The organism is Pseudothauera rhizosphaerae (assembly GCF_004801305.1).
Lineage (GTDB): Bacteria > Pseudomonadota > Gammaproteobacteria > Burkholderiales > Rhodocyclaceae > Pseudothauera > Pseudothauera rhizosphaerae.
In genome coordinates this window covers 75,919-94,874 of the sequence record NZ_SSOD01000021.1, presented here as the reverse complement: position 1 = coordinate 94,874, position 18,956 = coordinate 75,919, and the positions used below count along the sequence as shown (strand labels likewise).

19 protein-coding genes are annotated in these 18,956 nt (G+C 67.1%); 8 read left to right on the top strand and 11 right to left on the bottom strand.

All coding sequences use genetic code 11. The features are described from left to right. The 8 genes from E6O51_RS19880 to E6O51_RS19845 all read right to left on the bottom strand — a co-directional run. A partial coding sequence (locus E6O51_RS19880) for a sulfite exporter TauE/SafE family protein (protein ID WP_136386762.1) occupies positions 1-345 on the bottom strand: 345 nt, incomplete at its 3' end. Between the two features lie 244 nt (positions 346-589). Further along, positions 590-793 (bottom strand): hypothetical protein, encoded by a 204-nt coding sequence (locus tag E6O51_RS19875; RefSeq protein WP_136386761.1) that lies wholly within the window; start codon positions 791-793, stop codon positions 590-592. After that, complete coding sequence (ccoS, locus tag E6O51_RS19870) at positions 786-941, bottom strand: cbb3-type cytochrome oxidase assembly protein CcoS (RefSeq protein WP_136386760.1); 156 nt, start codon at positions 939-941, stop codon at positions 786-788. The genes E6O51_RS19875 and ccoS overlap by 8 nt, the downstream gene beginning before the upstream one ends. Positions 942-952: 11 nt before the next feature. Continuing rightward, the gene (locus E6O51_RS19865) at positions 953-2,671 is read right to left on the bottom strand and encodes a cbb3-type cytochrome c oxidase subunit II (RefSeq protein WP_136386759.1); all 1,719 of its coding nucleotides are present in this window, start codon (positions 2,669-2,671) and stop codon (positions 953-955) included. Further along, on the bottom strand, positions 2,668-4,104 hold the full coding sequence (locus tag E6O51_RS19860) for a cbb3-type cytochrome c oxidase subunit I (RefSeq protein ID WP_136386758.1): 1,437 nt from the start codon (positions 4,102-4,104) through the stop codon (positions 2,668-2,670). Before E6O51_RS19860 ends, E6O51_RS19865 begins: the two co-directional genes overlap by 4 nt. Positions 4,105-4,140: 36 nt before the next feature. Further along, the gene (locus E6O51_RS19855; RefSeq protein WP_136386757.1) at positions 4,141-4,599 is read right to left on the bottom strand and encodes a c-type cytochrome; all 459 of its coding nucleotides are present in this window, start codon (positions 4,597-4,599) and stop codon (positions 4,141-4,143) included. An 11-nt stretch (positions 4,600-4,610) separates the two neighbouring features. Further along, positions 4,611-5,738 carry a metallophosphoesterase family protein gene (locus E6O51_RS19850; RefSeq protein WP_136386756.1) on the bottom strand — a complete coding sequence of 376 codons (1,128 nt, stop codon included), beginning with the start codon at positions 5,736-5,738 and terminating at the stop codon, positions 4,611-4,613. Between the two features lie 63 nt (positions 5,739-5,801). Further along, a complete protein-coding gene (locus tag E6O51_RS19845; protein WP_136386755.1) occupies positions 5,802-6,518 on the bottom strand; it encodes a carboxypeptidase regulatory-like domain-containing protein in 717 nt (238 codons plus the stop codon). Positions 6,519-6,736: 218 nt separating this feature from the next. On the opposite strand from E6O51_RS19845, the gene E6O51_RS19840 reads away from it, so the two are divergent. The 4 genes from E6O51_RS19840 to E6O51_RS19825 all read left to right on the top strand — a co-directional run bounded on the left by E6O51_RS19840 (position 6,737) and on the right by E6O51_RS19825 (position 9,204). Next, positions 6,737-7,705, top strand: a complete 969-nt coding sequence (locus E6O51_RS19840) for a LysR substrate-binding domain-containing protein (protein ID WP_136386754.1) — start codon at positions 6,737-6,739, stop codon at positions 7,703-7,705. Between the two features lie 153 nt (positions 7,706-7,858). After that, positions 7,859-8,443: a preprotein translocase subunit YajC gene (locus tag E6O51_RS19835; RefSeq protein WP_136386753.1), complete on the top strand. Its 585-nt coding sequence runs from the start codon at positions 7,859-7,861 to the stop codon at positions 8,441-8,443. 93 nt (positions 8,444-8,536) lie between these two features. Next, a complete protein-coding gene (locus E6O51_RS19830) occupies positions 8,537-8,812 on the top strand; it encodes an AbrB/MazE/SpoVT family DNA-binding domain-containing protein (protein WP_136386752.1) in 276 nt (91 codons plus the stop codon). After that, the gene (locus tag E6O51_RS19825; RefSeq protein ID WP_136386751.1) at positions 8,809-9,204 is read left to right on the top strand and encodes a type II toxin-antitoxin system VapC family toxin; all 396 of its coding nucleotides are present in this window, start codon (positions 8,809-8,811) and stop codon (positions 9,202-9,204) included. The genes E6O51_RS19830 and E6O51_RS19825 overlap by 4 nt, the downstream gene beginning before the upstream one ends. Before the next feature lie 29 nt (positions 9,205-9,233). Here E6O51_RS19825 and icmF read toward each other — a convergent pair whose 3' ends face one another. Further along, positions 9,234-12,500, bottom strand: coding sequence for a fused isobutyryl-CoA mutase/GTPase IcmF (icmF, locus tag E6O51_RS19820; protein WP_136386750.1), 3,267 nt, complete (start codon positions 12,498-12,500; stop codon positions 9,234-9,236). A gap of 201 nt (positions 12,501-12,701) precedes the next feature. Between icmF and E6O51_RS19815 the strand changes: the two genes are divergently transcribed. The 4 genes from E6O51_RS19815 to E6O51_RS19800 all read left to right on the top strand — a co-directional run bounded on the left by E6O51_RS19815 (position 12,702) and on the right by E6O51_RS19800 (position 17,199). After that, positions 12,702-13,700: an AraC family transcriptional regulator gene (locus E6O51_RS19815; RefSeq protein ID WP_136386769.1), complete on the top strand. Its 999-nt coding sequence runs from the start codon at positions 12,702-12,704 to the stop codon at positions 13,698-13,700. Positions 13,701-13,855: 155 nt separating this feature from the next. Beyond that, positions 13,856-15,907, top strand: coding sequence for a PAS-domain containing protein (locus E6O51_RS19810; protein WP_136386749.1), 2,052 nt, complete (start codon positions 13,856-13,858; stop codon positions 15,905-15,907). Further along, positions 15,904-16,635 (top strand): response regulator transcription factor, encoded by a 732-nt coding sequence (locus E6O51_RS19805; RefSeq protein WP_136386748.1) that lies wholly within the window; start codon positions 15,904-15,906, stop codon positions 16,633-16,635. Before E6O51_RS19810 ends, E6O51_RS19805 begins: the two co-directional genes overlap by 4 nt. A gap of 87 nt (positions 16,636-16,722) precedes the next feature. Continuing rightward, on the top strand, positions 16,723-17,199 hold the full coding sequence (locus E6O51_RS19800; RefSeq protein WP_136386747.1) for a VOC family protein: 477 nt from the start codon (positions 16,723-16,725) through the stop codon (positions 17,197-17,199). Between the two features lie 10 nt (positions 17,200-17,209). Here E6O51_RS19800 and E6O51_RS19795 read toward each other — a convergent pair whose 3' ends face one another. Continuing rightward, a complete protein-coding gene (locus E6O51_RS19795; RefSeq protein WP_136386746.1) occupies positions 17,210-18,199 on the bottom strand; it encodes a DMT family transporter in 990 nt (329 codons plus the stop codon). 7 nt (positions 18,200-18,206) lie between these two features. Beyond that, positions 18,207-18,956 (bottom strand): 2OG-Fe dioxygenase family protein, encoded by a 750-nt coding sequence (locus tag E6O51_RS19790; RefSeq protein WP_136386745.1) that lies wholly within the window; start codon positions 18,954-18,956, stop codon positions 18,207-18,209.

Sequence of the window (18,956 nt, the reverse complement as noted above, 5' to 3'; positions counted from 1 at the left end):
GGGCGGCAGCGGCACGCGCGCGGGCAGGCCGAGCAGTTGCAGCCCGGCCGCCACCATCAGCAGCCCGGCCAGCAGCGCCAGCGCGCGCTGGGCGAGGCCCACGCCTGCGCCCACGCCGCCATGGCCGGCCAGCCAGCCGCCGGCCAGCCCGGCCAGCGCGCCGAGAAAGCAGTAGGTGGTGACCCGCCCCAGGTTGTAGACGAGGTGGCGGCGCAGCGTGGCGCCCGCGCCGCGCCCATCCGCGCCCAGCGCGCAGGCGAAGCCGCCGCACATGCCCAGGCAGTGCATGCTGCCCGCCATGCCGGCGAGGAAGACCAGCCACAACTCGGATGCGTAGCCGCCCATGCCGCCCTCCGCCACCGCCCGGCTACTTCTTCAGCGCGAGCCAGGCCACCCACGCGAAGAAGCCCACGGTCATGATCACGAAGATCCAGAACGCAATGCTCTCGGCCGTCGTCATTCCGCCCTCTCCTCGCATCCGCGCTACAGCAGGGCCACGCCCAGCACGTTGAACGCCAGCTCGCCGAACAGGAAGAGCAGGTTCAGGATCGCCAGCGCGAGCAGGAGTCTCACCGCCATGCCGCCCTCCTCACTGGCTCAGGTCCAGGCCGGGGCCCAGCCCGCCCCAGTAGGTGTAGCCGTAGTACAGCGCCCAGACGAACATCACCGCATATACCACCAGCAGCCAGCGGTTGATGCGGCCGTGGCGCGCCTCGATGTGGCCGCCGCCGTACTTCTCGGTCCGTTCGTGGTGCGGCACGCCGCCGGCCGCGTCCTTGTCCGTGTCATTCATCCTCGCTCACCTCCGTGCGGTAGGCCTTGTACTTGATCGCCTCCACGTCGTTGAACAGGCCGGAGAGCACCGCCCAGACGAACACGCACACCGCGCCCAGCCCCATGCACAGGGCGACGAGGAACTGGATCAGGGTCAGTTCGAGCATGGTGTTCCCCTTCATCGGGCGGGCGCGCCGCCGGCGCGCGCATCGCGCAGGGCATTGAAGTCGAAGCCGTGCTTGACGGCCCAGGCCTCGCCGGCGTAGCGCGCGGTCTCGGCTTCGCCCTGCAGGCGGTAGGCCAGGCGCGACTCCGCCGCCTGCAGGCCGGGATCGTTGAGCGCGGCGCGGTCGGCCGCGGAGATCTGCAGCGGCTGGCCGGTGAGCGGGTCCTTGAAGGCCGACAGGGACAGCACGTAGTAGGCCAGCGCCCAGCGCTCCGCCTCGCCCACCGTGTCGCCGAAGGACGGCATGGGCGTGCCGCTGAGGCCGGTGGTGATGGTGCGGAAGATGTCCTTCACGTCCGGGCCGGACTTGAACTGCCCGGTGGTGAGGTTGGCCGGCGGGATGGGGAAGCCGAAGTCGTCGGTGAGCCCCTCGGCCTTCTCGCCGTCGCCCAGGCCGCCGTCGCCGTGGCATTCCCAGCACTTGGCCTGCTGCCACACCTCATGCCCGCGCGCCACCTGCTGCACCGACGGGGGCGGCGGCATGCCGATGAAGAGCGGCGCGCCGGGCGGTTCCTCGACGAAGTAGAGATAGGGGCGCACCGGGTCGCTGCGGTCCGCCGCCAGCTCGTACTTGATGTACTGGATCACCGCCAGCCGGTCCTTGAGGGGCAGTTCGTGCCAGGAGGGCATGGCCGTGCCGCGCACGCCGCGGGTGATGGTGCGCAGCAGGTCGCCGTCGTCCGGCAGGGAGCCGGACGGGGTGAGGCGGAACTTGAACACCCCGAGGGTGAAGTCCCGCGGCCGGTCGGTCTGCATGAAGGCGGCGGCCGGGCCGTTGCCGTCGCCCTTCTCGCCGTGGCAGCCCTGGCAGCGGCGCTGGTACACCGTCTGGCCGTGGGCGATCCATTCCTCCGAACGCGGGATGCCCACCTGCGCGGCCTCCATCAGTTGCGGCTCGAAGCGGTCGCGCCACTTGCCGCGGTTGGTGCCGAGCTTCTGCAGGTAGGCGACCAGGGCGGTGAGGTCCGCGCTGGCCGCGAGCAGGTCCACCGTGTAGCCGGCGTATTCGTCGTTGGGCGTGGAGATCACCGGGTAGCGCCCACGCTCCGGCACGTAGAGCAGCCCTTCCGCGTTGGGGGTGAGCACCAGTTCGCGCCCGCCGTCGAAGTCGAACAGGCGCTCGGTGGCAGGGCTGCGCTCCACCGTGCGCCGGCCCTGGCTGTCGGTGACGATGGACGCGCGCAGCGGCCCTTCGAAGAGCGCGGTGAAGCGCGGCATGATGGAATCCGGCGACAGCATGCGCGGGTTCCAGAAGTGGGCGAGGTGCCAGGCGTCGCTGTACTTCAGCCCCACGCGGGACAGGTCCGGGCCGATGCGCCGGGTGGAGAACAAATGCGGCAGGTCGTGGGCGTACTCGCCGGCCTGGGTCACCGGCCCCCAGCGCCGGGTCTCGCCGGTGACCGGGCGCACGTACTGGGAATGGCAGTACCAGCAGCCCTCGCGGATGTACACCGCGCGGCCGCGCTGTTCGAGGGGGCTGTAGGCGCTGGCGCGGTACTCCATCCACTTCAGTTCGCCCAGGTCGGTGCGCACCACCGCCGTGACCTTGTCGGTGCGCGACTGGGGCTCCAGCATGGGCAGCACGCCCTGCACGAAGGCGGCCAGCGACAGGAAGCCGAAGCCGGCCACCAGGGCGTAGAAACGCAGGCCGTAGCGCCCGTCCCGGCTCATGGTGCCGCCCCCTGCGGCACCGCTCCGGACGCCGCCGCGGGCGCGCCGCCGCGCGCGGCGAGCACGGTGCGCATCAGGTTATAGACCAGCAGCGACATGCCGATGTCCATGGAGATGCCGGCCACGGTGCGCACCAGCCAGTAGGGGCGGATGGCCACCAGGGAATCGAGCCACTCGACGCCGGCCATCAGCATGTAGCCCTGCTGCAGCCCGGCCAGGGTGAGGTCCAGGCCCATCAGGCTGATGCCGAAGGTGATCAGCCAGAACGACCAGTTGCCCAGCGTGAAGGACCACAGCTCGCGCCCGGCGAGCTTGGGGATGGTGTAGACGGTGCCGGCGATGGCCCACACCACGAAGGTGCCGAACACGGTGAGATGGGAGTGGGAGATGACGAAGTCGCTGAAGTGGGTGGGCTCCTGGATGGAGCGCAGCGCCTCGGTGGAGCCCTGGAAGCAGCCGGCCAGGTACATCAGCGAGCCCATGATGAGGAACTTGGCGGTGAGGTTGCCCCCGAAGCTGTGCCAGCGCCCGATCATGGTGCCGAAGAAGTTCTGCAGCACGGTCCATACCGGCACGATCAACAGCATGGAGGTGATGATGGCCAGCGTCTCGGCCCAGTCGGCGATGGGGCTGTAGAGGTAGTGGTGGATGCCGACGAAGGGGTAGAACAGGGCCAGCGACCAGAACCCCACCAGGGACAGCTTGTGGCTGTAGATGGGGTTCTTCACGCTGGCGGGCAGGAAGTAGTAGATCAGCACGTAGCCGGCCGGGGTGATCCACAGGCCGACGATGTAGTGGATGAACAGGCCGTGGAAGGCCGCGCTGTTGATGCCGGTGATGGAGTACGGCAGGATGAAGCTGCCCAGGACCAGGTTCATCACCGTCCACACGAAGGCGCCTATCAGGTACCACACCGCCACGTAGAGCTGCTGTTCGCGGCGGCGGGCGATGGTGACCAGGAACTGCACCGTGGTGACGGCCACCACGGCGAAGATCAGCGCGTCGATGACGAAGGGGAATTCGCCCGCCTCCAGCCCCTGGTTGTGGCCCAGCGCGAGGGAGGCCATGCCGGCGACCAGCGTCAGGTTCCACAGCCACACCAGCCAGTGGCCCCACTCGCCCTTCCAGACCCTCACCCCGCACAGGCGCGGCAGCACGTAGTGGCACAGGCCGATGAAGAGCGTGGAGAAGGCGCCGAAGATGACGCCGTTGACGTGCATGGGGCGCAGCCGGCCGAAGCTGAGGTATTGCGAACTGCCCAGGTAGTCCGGGTAGTTGAACAGGGTGGAGATGGTCACCCCGATGCTGGGCGTGAACATCAGCCAGAACAGCCCCCAGTACAGCCACTTGAGCACCAGCGGGCGGTCCACCAGCGCGTCGAGTTCGGCCGGCGTGGCGGCCGGGGTGGCGTTCGCCGTCTTCCCGTCTGTCATCGTGCCTCCCCCATCCCCGGCCGCTGCGGCGGCCGCTCAGTGCCGGCCGGGATCGAGCTTGGAGTGCCGGTTGGACCAGTAGATGTAGGCCTCCAGCGCCTTCATCGCCGGACCGTCCGGGTCGATCTTCTCGCCCTCGTTGGGCTTCTCGATGCACCAGTTGATCATGTCGCGCAGGGTGGCGAACTCGTTCATCTGCTCCTGGAACTTCGGGAACTCGTGGGGGTGGGTGTCCGAGGTGTAGGGATGGCACATCGCACAGGCCATGCCGGTGGCGGACAGCTTCACGCCCAGCTTCTTCTCGGTTTCCGCGTCGCCGTGGAACAGGGCGTCGCCGGTTCTCACCTGCTCCATGAACACTTCCTGGAACGCGGCCAGTTGTTCGGCCGTGTGCGGCTCCTTGTGGGCCACCGCCCAGCGCGCGCCGGCACCGACGCTCGCCAGGGCCACCACCGCCACCGCGATCAGGGGATAGCGTCGTCTCGGGTTGGTCATGGTCGTCCCTCCTAGATGCGGTCGGCGATGCGCGGACTCAGCACCTGGTTGCGGTTGTCGTCGGTGCCGGAATCCTCCGGCGCCGCGGCGTACACCGTCTTGCGCCACATGCGGTATTCGTTGTCCACCCGGGCGGCGGCGCTCACGGACAACTCGCCCCAGCCCACCCCGTCGAAGTGGTCGCCCGGGTCCGCGCGCACCATGGGCCGGGTCAGCGCCGGCACGCCCTCGGGCCCGTACGGCCACGGCCACGAGGTCGCCAGCATGCCGATGGAACGCATGGAGCCGATCTCGTTGTAGAGCACCTGGTGGGTGTGGCCGTGGATGTTGGTGACGTTGGCGAAGGGCTTGAGGATCTCCTGCACCGGCAGCCAGTCGCGCACCCAGAAGTTCCACGGCGGGTAGTACTCGTACAGCGGGTTGTGGGTGAACACCACCACCGGCCGGTCCTTGGGCCAGCGCGCCAGCGTGCCGTCCAGCCAGCGCAACTGCTCCTCGCCCACCGCGGCCCAGGCGCCGCCCAGCGTGCCGTCCAGCGTGGCCATGTGGCCCATGCGCTCCTTGGCGCTCATCTTGCGCGGGGTCCAGAAATCCGGCGCGCGGCTGATGGTGTCCAGGCCGATGAAGCGCACGCCCTTGTGGTCGAAGGTCCACGGCGAGGCGCCGAACATCTTGTTCCAGGTCGCCCCCATGTCCAGGTACCAGTCGTGCTCGCCGGGGATGAAGACCTTGCGGATCTTCACTTCCTTCAGCAGTTCGGCACCGAGTTGCAGTTCCACCGGGTCGCCCAGTTGCGCCAAGTCGCCGCCGAAGATCAGGAAGTCCGCCGGCGGGTCCATGGCCTGCACTTCCTGGAAGGCGCGCACCGCCTTCTCGACGAAGCGGGTGTTCACGTCGCGCGGATACAGGTGGGTGTCCGACACCCAGGCGAAACGGAAGGCCTGTCCGGTCTGCGCGAACGCCAGGTCGATGGTATTGAGCAGCGGGAACAGGCCGTAGCTCGCCGCCCCGGCGGCGCCGTACAGCAGGGACTTGTGCAGGAAGGTGCGCCGCGTGATACAGGTGCCGGCATCTGGCCGGCCCTCGGCCACCAGTGGCAGGCTGGCGGGTTTACGCCATCGTCCTTGTTGTTCGCTCATCTCTTGGCCCTCCTTTCCGCGCGCCGGGGCCGCCTCCCGCTGCGGCTCCGCGCGCTCGCCCCTTCACTTGCCCAGTTCGATCGACAACTGGAGCGTCTCACCGGCCTTCACGCTGACCGGCGTCTCGGTCGGCCCGGTATGGGTCTGGGTGGCCACCAGCACGTAGTCGCCCGGGGGGATCTCGGCGATCCTGAAACTGCCGTCCTCGCCGGTGAGCGCGTAGTAGGGGCTGTCGGCCACGTACACGTGGGCCAGCATCCAGCCGTGGGCGTCGCATTCGATACGCACCAGGCCGGCGCGCGGCAGGTCCACGCGGATCTGCGCGTCCTTGTCCGGCAGGGCGAGATTGAAGGCGGTGCGCCGCCCGTAGAAGCCGTGCGTGTTGTGCAGCACCGGGTCGGAATTGCGCACGTCCAGCGTCCCCGGCCGGATCACCTGCAGCGCGGGCTGGAACACGCATTTCTCCTGGTCGAGCACCGGCACGCGGTCCGAGTCGCCCCAGGCCTTGCCGCGGGCGACCTCCTTCAGATAGACCACCGCGTCCTGCACGGCATGGTCCGCGCCGACGCGCACCTGCGGCTCGTCGCGCGTGCCGCCGCACACCTCGCGGTCCTTGGTGGGGATGATCTTCCTGACCGGGACGTTGCCCAGGAAGCGCACCTTGCCTTCGATCGCGCCGCCGCTACCGACGCTGATGACCTCGTAGGCCGATACGCCGGGGCTCGCCGACGCAAGCGCCAGCACCCCAAGCGCAAGCGCGGCCATGACCGGCTTGCCCATGTCTCTCTCCTTGCGCCCACACCGTTGCGCGCCTCACCGGCGCCATGCGGACTTTCTTTGTCCGGATTCAAGCAAACCCCGCAGCAGGCGCAAATTCATTGTGTAGATGACCTTCATTGATGGACGGCGCGATCGAACGCGGTCCTTGTCTGGGCGGCGCGGTTGACTAGACTCCATGCACGGGGGCGAAGAAGATCCCCGGTACAGAGAACCCCAACATGACGCTGCAGGAATTGCGGTACATCGTTGCGCTCGCCGACGAAGGGCATTTCGCCCGCGCAGCCGAGGCCTGTCACGTGGGCCAGCCGACCTTGAGCACCCAGTTGAAGAAGCTCGAGGACTATCTGGGCGTGACCGTGTTCGAGCGCAACAGGCACCACCTGGTGCCGACGCCCATCGGCGAGAAGATCATCGAGCGGGCGCGGGCGGCGCTGGACGTCGTCAGCCAGATCCGCGAACTGGCCCGCCAGGGCCACGACCCCCTCGACGGCCCGCTGCGCCTGGGGGTGATCCCCACCCTGGGCCCCTACCTGATCCCCCACCTGCTGCCGGCCATCCGCCAGCACTTCCCCGACCTGCGCCTGTATCTGCGCGAAGACCTCACCGCCAAGTTGCTCGAACGGATGAGCCAGTACCGCCTGGACGCGCTGCTGCTCGCCCTGCCGGTGCACGGCGCCGAGGTCGAAACGCGGGAACTGTTCCACGAAGCCTTTCTCGTCGCCCTGCCCAAGGGCCACCGCCTGGCCGCCCGGCGGCAGATCGGCGCCGCCGAACTCGCCGGCGAGAACCTGCTGCTGTTGGAGGAAGGCCACTGCCTGCGCGACCAGGCGCTGGCGATCTGCGGCCCGGCCTCGGTGCAGGAACGCGACGAACTGAAGGCCACCAGCCTGGAGACGCTGCGCCAGATGGTGGCCGCCGGCGCGGGCTGTACGCTGCTGCCCGCGCTCGCCGCCCTGCCGGGCGTGGGTTCGGTGGGCGACGACCTGGTGCAGTTGCGCGCCTTCGACGCGCCCGACGCCTACCGCACCATCGGTCTGGTGTGGCGCCGCCGCTATCCGCGCGCGGACACCGTGCGCTGGCTCGGTGAACTGATCGCCGCCAACCTGCCGGCGGCCGTGGAACCGGTCGGCCCGCGCAGCGCACCGCGGCGGACGCCGCGTCCCGCGCCGGTGCTGACGTCCGCCTGAGCCGCGGATGAAGGCGGTCCCGGCGACCCCCGCCCCGGGTCGCGTATCGGCATCGAAGGGGGGCGGCCCCGGCCTTTCACCCTCCGCCCATTCGGCGCACAATCGGCGCCGTGCGCGGCTCCGCGATCCCATGAGCCCCTTCCCCCGACCGCCATGCGCCTGACCGACCTCGGCACCCTGCCGCTGACACTGATCGCCTCACTGGTCCTCGCGGTGGTGCTGCTGACCATCCGCATCGTCGTCATGCAGCGCGTGCAGCAACGCCGCCAGCGCGAGAACCGCCAGGAAACCGAACGCCTGAAGTCCCTGGTGGCCGCCTACCGTTCGCTGGCCGGCTCGTTCACGCCGGCCGCGGCAGAGCACGGCGCGCAGATCGAGGAAACCCTGGCGGACATCGTGCTGTTCGGCTCGCTGGATCAGGTGGAACTGGCCGCCCGCGCCGCTACCGCGTTGAAACGCGACGAGGCGGTGGACTACCAGCCGCTGGTCGAATCGCTACGTGCAGACCTGCGCGCCCAACTGGGGCTGGAGCCCATCCCGCCCCGCCTCGCGCTGCCCCCCTCCGGCCCCGGCCGCAGCCAGCGCGCCGGGCGCGGCGAGGGGGAAGGCGGCGGCCGGGGTGAAGGCCGGGGCGGTGGAGGAGGCGGCGGGGGCGCGGGCGGCGGCGCCCTCGGGGCCGGCGGGCTGGCGGCAGGGATCGCGGTGGCGGACGAGGGCGTGCCGCGCGATCAGCCCTGACCCGGCACTCGGCGACGACGAACCGTCTTGCCAAGCGCTGAAGCCGGGCCGACAATCTGTCTTACTTTTATTCTTACCAACCTGGGACATCCCATGCCCACCGCTACCACCACCCTGTCCAGCAAGGGCCAGATCGTGATTCCCAAGGAGATTCGGGAAGCACTGCACTGGGAGGCCGGGACCCAGCTCACGCTGGTTTCGAGCGCCTCCGGCGTCACCCTGAAAGCCATTCCGAAGAAGACCGGCCGCCGCTTCGCGGACCTGATCGGCTCGCTCAAGCACGACGGACCGCCGCTATCCACCGAAGCGCTCTGCCAGCCGGTGGAGTACGGTGCCGACGAGGACATGGTGAAAGGACAGGCCCGTTGATTGCGCTGGACACCAACATGCTGGTGCGCGCCTTGGTGGCCGACCATCCCGAGCAGGTGGCCGCCGTGCGCGAACTGATCGCCGGCAACACCATCTTTCTGTCCCGCACGGTGCTGCTCGAAACCGAATGGGTGCTGCGCGCCCGTTACCGCAAGACGCCGTCCGAATTGCTGGCGTTCTTTGGCGCCCTGCTGGAAGCCGACGACACCGTCGTCGAAGCCGCGGAAGAGGTGCGCAACGCCCTCGACTGGTATGCCGAGGGCGCCGACTTTGCCGACGCGATGCACTTGGCCGCCTGCGGCACGGCACTCATGCACACATTCGACCGGAATTTCTGCAAGGCGGCGCGTGAGGCCGGCATCGCGCCCGAAGTGAAGGTGGTGGAAACCTGACAGGGCGCCGCCTGCCGGCGGCGCACGTCTCACATGCTGCGCCGGTACTGCCCCCCCACCTGGTACAGCGCCCCGGTGATCTGCCCCAGGGAGCAGTAGCGCACCGCGTCCACCAGCACCTCGAACACGTTGCCGTTGTCGATCACGGTCTGCTGCAGCTTGGCCTGCCACTTGGGCGATTCCTTGGCGTTGCGGGCGTGGAAGTCCTTCAGACGCTTGAGCTGGCTCTGCTTTTCCTCTTCGGTGGAGCGCGCCAGTTCGATCTCCTGCTGCGCCTGGCCCTTGGGGTTGAGAAAGGTGTTCACGCCGATGATGGGGTAGGAGCCGTCGTGCTTCTTGTGCTCGTAGTACAGCGATTCCTCCTGGATTTTGCCGCGCTGGTAGCCGGTTTCCATGGCGCCGAGCACGCCGCCGCGGCTGGCGATGGCTTCGAACTCCTTGAGCACGGCTTCTTCCACGAGGTCGGTGAGTTCTTCGACGATGAAGCTGCCCTGGTTGGGGTTCTCGTTCTTCGCCAAGCCCCACTCGCGGTTGATGATGAGCTGGATCGCCATCGCCCGCCGCACGCTCTCCTCGGTCGGCGTGGTGATGGCCTCGTCGTAGGCGTTGGTGTGCAGGCTGTTGCAGTTGTCGTAGATGGCGATCAGCGCCTGCAGCGTGGTACGGATGTCGTTGAAGTCCATTTCCTGCACGTGCAGCGAGCGGCCCGAAGTCTGCACGTGGTACTTCAGCTTCTGGCTGCGCTCGTTGGCGCCGTACTTGTTCTTCATCGCCACCGCCCAGATGCGGCGCGCGACGCGGCCGATCACCGTGTATTCCGGGTCCATGCCGTTGGAGAAGAAGAAGCTAAGGTTGGGCGCGAAGTCGTCGATGTGCATGCCGCGCGCGAGGTAGCTTTCCACGTAGGTGAAGCCGTTGGCGAGCGTGAAGGCGAGCTGGCTGATCGGGTTGGCGCCGGCTTCGGCGATGTGGTAGCCGGAGATCGACACCGAGTAGAAGTTCTGCACCTTGTGGTGCACGAAGTATTCCTGGATGTCGCCCATCATCTTCAGCGCGAACTCGGTGCTGAAGATGCAGGTGTTCTGGCCCTGGTCTTCCTTGAGGATGTCGGCCTGCACCGTGCCGCGCACGGACGACAGCGTCCAGGCCCTGATCTTGGCGTATTCGTCCTCGGTGGGCTCGCGGCCGTTGTCGGCCTTGAACTTGGCGAGCTGCTGGTCCAGCGCGGTGTTGAAGAAGAAGGCCAGGATGATGGGCGCCGGGCCGTTGATGGTCATGGAGACCGAGGTGGTCGGGCAGCACAGGTCGAAGCCGTCGTAGAGCACCTTCATGTCGTCCAGCGTGGCGATGCTGACGCCGGAGTTGCCGATCTTGCCGTAGATGTCCGGGCGCAGGTCGGGGTCGCAGCCGTAGAGCGTGACCGAGTCGAAGGCGGTGCTGAGGCGATGCGCCGGCATGCCCTCGGAGACCTTCTTGAAGCGGCGGTTGGTGCGGAAGGCGTCGCCTTCGCCGGCGAACATCCGCGTCGGGTCCTCGCCCTCGCGCTTGAAGGCGAACACGCCGGCCGTGTAGGGGAAGGAGCCGGGGACGTTTTCCTTCATCAGGAATTTGAGCGTCTCACCCTCGTCGTCGAAGCCGGGCAGGGACACCTTGCGGATCTTCGTGCCGGACAGGGATTCACTCGTCAGCTTGGTGCGGATCTCCTTGTCGCGGATCTTCACCACGTATTCGTCGGCGGCGTAGAGCGCCTTTTCGGTGGGCCATTGTTCCAGCAGCTTCTTCGCCGCGGGGGTGAGTTCACCGTCCTTCCACGAGATCATCTCGTCGAACGAACCGATGTCCTTGCCGCACTGCTCGAACAGCGCCTTGGCGGTCTTCAGCGACTGGCGTTCGCGGGCGATACGGGCCTGCTGCTGCACGTGCTTGTGGTAGTCGCGCACGGTGTCGGCGATCTCGGCCAGATAGCGGATGCGCTCGGCCGGGACGATGGCGCGGCCCTTGCTCGATGCCTTCACCGTGACCCTGGGCAGCTTCCCTGACTTGGCCTTGAGGCCCTTTTCCAGTAGCTTCGGGAAGATGGCCTGGTACAGCGCGGTGACGCCGTCGTCGTTGAAGCGGCTGGCCTGGGTGCCGAACACCGGCATGTCGTCGGCCGGCTGGTTGAACAGTTCGCGGTTGCGCTGGTATTGCTTGCGCACGTCGCGCAGCGCGTCATCCGCGCCCTTGCGGTCGAATTTGTTGATGGCGATGAAATCGGCGAAGTCCAGCATGTCGATCTTCTCGAGCTGGCTGGCGGCACCGAATTCGGGCGTCATCACGTAGAGCGAGAGGTCCACGAAGGGCACGATGGCCGCATCGCCCTGGCCGATGCCGGAGGTCTCGACAATCACCAGGTCGAAGCCCGCCAGCTTGCAGGCGGCGACGACCTCGGGCAGCGCGGCCGATACTTCCGAGCCGGTGTCGCGGGTGGCGAGCGAGCGCATGAAGATGTTGTCGTGCTCGATCGCGTTCATGCGGATGCGGTCGCCCAGCAGCGCGCCGCCGGTGCGTTTGCGCGAGGGGTCGATGGAGACGATGGCGAGCTTGAGTTTGTCTTCCTGATCGAGCCGGAAGCGGCGCACCAGTTCGTCGGTCAGCGAGCTCTTGCCGGCGCCGCCGGTGCCGGTGATGCCCAGGGTCGGCGTCCTGACCTTGGCGGCGGCATCCTTCAGCGCCTGCTTCACGTCGTCGCCACAGGCGCCGTTTTCCAGCGCGGTGATCACGTGCGCCAGCGCGCGGCGGTTGCCGGCGGCGAGCTGCTTGAGGATTTCGGCCGCGGATTTAGGCGCGGCGCCGGACAGGTCGAAATCCGACCTCTCCACCACATCGTTGATCATGCCCTGCAGGCCCAGGGTCGCGCCGTCCTCGGGTGCGTAGATGCGGGTCACGCCGTAATCGTGCAGTTCCCTGATCTCGGACGGCACGATGACCCCGCCGCCGCCGCCGAAGACCTTGATGTTCTCGCCGCCGTTGGCCTTGAGCAGGTCGATCATGTACTTGAAGAACTCGACGTGGCCGCCCTGGTAGCTGGTGATGGCGATGCCCTGCACGTCCTCCTGCAGCGCCGCGTTGACGATCTCCCCCACCGAGCGGTTGTGGCCCAGGTGGATGACCTCGGCGCCGGTCGCCTGCAGGATGCGGCGCATGATGTTGATGGAGGCGTCGTGGCCATCGAACAGCGACGCCGCGGTGACGAAACGCACCTTGTTCTTGGGCTTGTATGGGACCAGCTTCTTGGCCACGCTCAGGTCGGTCATTTGGTGTCTCCTTCCGCTCCGCTGGGTTGTGCCTGAATGTTAGAGGCGGCACCAGACGATTGCCATTGCCGTTGGCGCCGCCTATCGTGCAAAATCTGCCAAATGTTTTTACCGGCGGAGGCCGCCGTCATGCCCCACCTCACAGGCTCCCGCAGCGCGCTTGCCCCGCGTTCCGGCGGGCGTACCCGCGCCTCGGTCTCCATGGGTTTCGTCACCGGCATGCTCGCCGGCGTGTTGCGCCAGGAGCACGATCCGGCCCCGCTGCTGCGCGCGGCCGGCGTCGACCTTGCAGACTCCGCCATCCGCATTCCGGTGGAGCGCTACGCCGAGCTGTACAACCGCGTCACCGCCGCCCTGGACGACGAGGGCTTCGGCCTGTTCGAGCGCCCGGTGGCGCCCGGCTTCTTCGAGTTCCTGTGCCGCAGCATGCTGGGCGCGCCCACGCTGGGCGAGGCCCTGGGCCGCGCCGCGCGCTTCCTGCGCCTGGCCCTGCCCGACCTAGCCCTCCACATCGAGCGCGGCGACCTGGTCGCCACCCTGACCCTGCGCGAGACGCACTCCCTCTCCGCCCGGCCCGACGACCCCGGCCGGGTGTTCGCCTTCGAATGGCTGCTGCGCCTGCTGCACGGCGTGGCGTGCTGGTTCGCGGGCCGCGGGCTGGCGCTGGACGCGGTGGACTTCCCCTACCCGCGCCCCGCCCACGCCGACGACTACACGCTGGTCTACACGGCCCATTCCCGCTTCGGCACGGACGAACTGGCCGCCCGCCTGCAGGCTAACCTGCTCGACCTGCCCCTGCGGCGCGACGAGGCCGCGCTGGAACGCTTCCTGGACGGCGCGCCGGGCCGTATCACCATGCTCTACCGGCGCGACCGGGAGATGGTCACGCGGGTGCGCGACGCCCTGCGCGCCGCGCTACCGGAGAACCTGTCGGTGCAGGAAGTCGCCGCCCGCCTGCACCTGTCCGAGCGCACGCTGGCACGCCGGCTGGAAGAGGAAGGCTCCGGCTTCCGCGCCATCAAGGAGGCCATGCGGCGCGACATCGCCATCGCCCGCCTGACCAAGACCGCGCAACCGGTCGGCGAGCTGGCCGCCGACCTGGGCTACGCCGACCCATCCGCGTTCTACCGCGCCTTCGTGGGCTGGACTGGCCTCTCCCCCGAGCAGTACCGCAATCGCCTGCCTGGCCCGCGCCATTAGGCGCCGCCCGTGTGCTGTCACGTTGACGCAGGCGCCGATTCTGGCGACGATGCAGCGCCGCCGTGCCGCGTCGCAGCGTGCCCGGACAAACGAGTTGTGCAACCCTGACGGACTGCACGAACGACAACGACAGGCACACGGAGACCCGCAACAAGATGGCCAAGCCCACGGCCGCCCCGCCCGAGCCCCTCACCGCCCTGCCCCCCGAACAGCGCCGGCGCTATGACCTGCTGCTGGCGGGGCTGGATCTGCTCGACCAGGCGGTGGCCGTGTTCGACGCCACCCCCAAGCTCGTCACCTGGAACAAGGCGCTGGTGCGCCTGCTGGAGTTTCCCGAAAGCCTGCTCTACCACGGCCTGCCGTTCGAAGTGCTGCTGCGCTTCAATGCCGAGCGCGGCGAATACGGCGACGGCGACATCGACATGCTGGTGGCCGAGCGCATGGCCGCCGTGCGCGCCTTCCAGCCCCACTACTTCGAGCGCGCGCGCCCCAACGGCCGGGTGCTGGCGGTGCGCGGCGTGCCCATCCCCAACCTCGGCTTCGTCTCGTTGTGGACGGACATCACCGAGCAGCGCCGCGCCGAGGCGGTGATCCAGGAGCAGAACGCGCAACTCGAAGCGCGGGTGCGCGAACGCACCGCCGAACTGGAACGGGCCAACCGGGAAATCGACCAGATCGCCGGCGCGCTGCGCCTCAACGAGGAGCGCCTGCGCCTGATCCTGGACGCCATTCCGGCCATGATCGCTCACATCGACGCTGGCCAGCGCTACCGCTTCGCCAACCGGGCCTATGCGGAATGGTTCGGCGAGACCAAGGGCGGCATCGTCGACAAATCCATCGCCGACGTCTTCGGCCCCGAAGCCTACGGGCAGATCCGGCCCCATCTGACCGAAGCCGAACAGGGCGAGCGCGTGACCTACGAATACGCCCGCAGGAACGCCGAAGGGCGCACCGTCTACGCCCGCAGCACGGTGGTGCCGGACGTGTCGCTGGAAGGCGGCTTCAAAGGTTATTTCGTGCTGTCCATCGACATCACCGAACAAAAGGCCAGCCAGGCCGCACTGGTGCAGGCGCAGAAGATGGAGGCGGTGGGCCAGCTCACCGGCGGGCTGGCCCATGACTTCAACAACCTGCTCACCATCATCATCGGCAACCTGTCGGCGCTGCAGACCCAGCTCGGCGGCGGGCCCGGCTCGGAATATGTGAACCCGGCGCTGCAGGCCTCGAAGCGCGGCGCCGAGCTGATCAAGCGCCTGCTCACCTTCTCGCGCCGCCAGACGCTGGAGCCCTGCCCGGTGGAGGTCGGCGCCCTGGTGCACAACATGTCGCACCTGCTGGTGCGCTCGCTGTCGGAAACGATCAAGGTGCGCCTGCGCCTGCCTGGCGAACCGCTGCACGCGCTGGTCGATCCGCACCAGTTGGAGAACGCCCTGCTCAACCTCGCGCTCAACGCGCGCGACGCCATGCCGGACGGCGGCGAGCTGACGATCGCGGTGTCCGACCGGGAGATCGACGCCAACATCGCCCGCCTGGTCGAAGTGCCACCCGGCCACTACGTGCAGATCGACGTCACCGACAGCGGCGGCGGCATCGACCCGGCGCTGGTGCCGCGGCTGTTCGAACCCTTCTTCACCACCAAACCCTTCGGCAGCGGCAGCGGCCTGGGGCTGTCCATGGTGTACGGCTTCGTGCGCCAGTCGGGCGGCAACATCCGCATCCTCAGCACCCCCGGCAAGGGCACCAACGTGCGCTTCGTGCTGCCGACGGCGCAGCCGGCCGGCACGCCCGTGGCGGAATCCGCGCCGCCGCCTGCGCCGCGCCTGCGCAGCGGGCCGGTACTGCTGGTGGAGGACGAACCGGAGGTGCGCAAGGTGATTCGCATGCAACTCACCGCCCTCGGCCATCCGGTGATCGAGGCGGAAAACGGCGTCGAGGCGGCGAGGCTGTTGGAAAACGTCGAGGACATCGCGCTGCTGGTCAGCGACACGGTGATGCCCGGCGGCGTCGGCGGCCGCGAACTGGCCACGCGGGCACGTGCCCTGCGGCCCGACCTGCCCATCCTGCTGATTACCGGCTACGCCAGCGCCGGCGACGAGGCCGCGAGCGGCGCCACCGACGTCCCGGTACTGCGCAAACCCTTCGACCAGGCGGCGCTGGCCGCCGTGCTGCAGAACCTCAACCCGCCCCAGGAGCCCGGCCCAACATGAGCGCGACCCGACCCGAGGCAAGCCCGTCGACCATCTTCGTGCTGGAGGATGAGGCCGAGATCGCCCGCCTGATCTGCGCGAGCCTGTCCGAATACGGCTTCCGCTGCGAGCACGTGGCCACCGGCCAGCAACTGCTGGCCCGCGCCCGCCAGGCCGTGCCCGACCTGTGCATCGTGGATCTGGGCCTGCCGGACATGGACGGCATGCAGGTGGTGCGCGCGCTGCAGGAAGGCAGCCCGTGCGCGGTGCTGATCCTGACCGGGCGCAACGACGTCACCGACCGCGTGCTCGGCCTGGAACTGGGCGCGGACGACTACATCGTCAAGCCCTTCGAGCCGCGGGAACTGGTCGCCCGCGTGCGCTCCATCCTGCGCCGCTACCAGCGCGGCGCTCCGGCCGACGCCGTGCCCAGCGAGCCCAACCTCGCCCGCTTCGCCGGCTGGGCCTTCGACAAGGGCCGCCATGCGCTGATCGCCCCCGGCGGCGGCGAAATCGGCCTCTCCTCGGCGGAAGCCGCGCTGCTGCTCACGCTGCTGCGCCGGCCCAACAAGATCCTCAGCCGCGAGCAACTGCTGGGCGAACGGGACGTGGACCCCTTCGACCGCAGCATAGACGTGCGCATCTCGCGGCTGCGCCGCAAGCTCGACGACGACCCGCAGAACCCGAGGCTGATCAAGACCGTGTACGGCGCGGGCTACCTGTTCTCCGCCCAGGTTGCCTGGGAGTGAGGGGCTGCCCGCCTCTACCGAAATCCTTTCCGTCCCGCCTATAATTATGGATTATTAATCCAAACCGACTTCCAGGAGCCCCGCACCATGTCCCAGCGTCCCTTCAAGATCCTCGGCGTCCAGCAGATCGCCATCGGCGGTCCCAGCAAGGACAAGCTCAAGACCTTCTGGGTGGACATGCTGGGCCTGGACGTCACCGGCAACTTCGTCTCCGAGCGCGAGAACGTGGACGAGGACATCTGCGCCATGGGCAAGGGTCCGTTCAAGGTGGAAGTGGACCTGATGCAGCCCCTGGACCCGGAAAAGAAGCCGGCGGTCCACGCCACCCCGCTCAACCACATCGGCCTGTGGGTGGACGACCTGCCCACGGCGGTGGAATGGCTCACTGCCCAGGGCGTGCGCTTCGCCCCCGGCGGCATCCGCCGCGGCGCCGCGGGCTACGACATTACTTTCCTGCACCCCAAGGGCAACGAGGAATTCCCCATCGGCGGCGAAGGCGTGCTGGTGGAACTGGTGCAGGCGCCGCCGGAAGTGGTGGAAGCCCTCGGCAAGCTGGCCGAATAGAGCCTCGCCCCTATCGGCCTTTCAGACTACTGTCCGTGCTCTCTACCGCCAAGCGTTGCCCTGCCACCATAGGACGCACGTCCGCAGGAGCTTTATTATCATCGACACCGTGTGGCGCTAACGCTACCCACAAGGTCGCTGCACATATCAGGCCACCACCAAACCAAGCTAGCGCGGAAAGTTGCTCCCCTACGAACATGACGGCAAACAGCGCACCGAACAGCGGCTCGCTCCCCATCAGTACCGCTACACGGGTCGGACTTGACCGTCTGACGGCATAGTTCTGCGCAAAGAAAGCGAAGACCGTACAAAACAGCACTAAGTACACGGTACAAGCCCAAAACGTCGCGGAGTCGGGTAACGCAATCGCCTGCAGCGGCAAGACTGATAGGGCTACGAGCAAACTCCCCACACCCACGACGCCAGCCTGCATCGCAGTAAGGCTTAGACTAGAAACAGTAAGCCCTTCGGTCATACGCCGCGTCACGGTGACCATGCACGCACGCAGAACGGCGGCACCGATGATAAGCAGGTCTCCAGCATTCAACACTGCAACGTTAGCACCGCCAGTCAACATCCACGTACCGCCGAGCGATACCAGTGCGGCTAGGAAGACACGCCTCCTAGGTCGACAGCCGAGCAGCAGCCACTCGACGAATGGCGTAAAGATGACGCAAAGGCTGATCAAGAGAGCGGCATTGGATGCCGTAGTCAAATACACCCCGAACGTTTCGCATAAAAATACGGATAGCAGAATCGCCCCGGTTGGACCGCCAACACGGACGAGCTTTAGTAGATCAACCCTTGGCAACCTCAAAAGGATTGGCGACAGAACGAGGAAGGTCAGTAGAAAACGCACCGCTAGAAAACCGAGGACCGGGTAGTAGTTCAGAGCTTCCTTTGCAGTGCCGTAACTTGTCCCCCAAACTACGGCTACCGCAAGCAGCAATACATCGGTGACCCAGATTCTTCGCCTATCCTCAGATATCCTTTTTGCCATCAGTCGCTCAGCATCGAGTAAACGCGACGACTAGCACATCACGATATGCATCGCATGAATCGGCGACACATTCGATTGGAGAAACGCCATGCATGACCCTTCTATCATCGAATACAAGCATATCCTTTGGTCTTGCGAGGGTCAGAGCCCGAAGCGGGACCCCATCATTGGTAGTAACGCACGTTTCCCCCCCGATGATATTCTTACGGCGAATCATGAGAACAGCGATGTAGTCTACTCCGTCGCGATGCACACCCTCTGGCGTAGGCCTGCCCTGCATGCCAACCGCGGCACGGATACGATACGGATGCAACTTAATGTTCCATTTTTCGACTCCTCCCTCCACCGCGCCGAACATCAATGACAAGTCCTCCATAAGCCCCTTAAAGAAACCGTTCTTGACGAATACATGATCCAGCGGATCAAAATTGCGCATCACACCACCATTCAGATTATTAATATATTCCGGCTGGTGATACGGTCCATGCGGCAGTTGCACCAACTGCCTCTCAGATATCAAAAACAAGAATTCACCATAGCGACGGTACCGATAAAGCCCCTGATCATTCATATAGAGATCCTGGGTAAGCCCGTCCCAGCAAGCGGAAAATTCATCCCATTCGGCAGAATCAGCTCTAAAATGGGTGCAGAACTCCTCGCATCCAATAAAATGATACGCATCATCAGATACGCTCTTGACAAACTCGCCCCATGCCCTGGAAGGCGCTCTATCCGTCGAAAAAGCCACGTCTCTCAT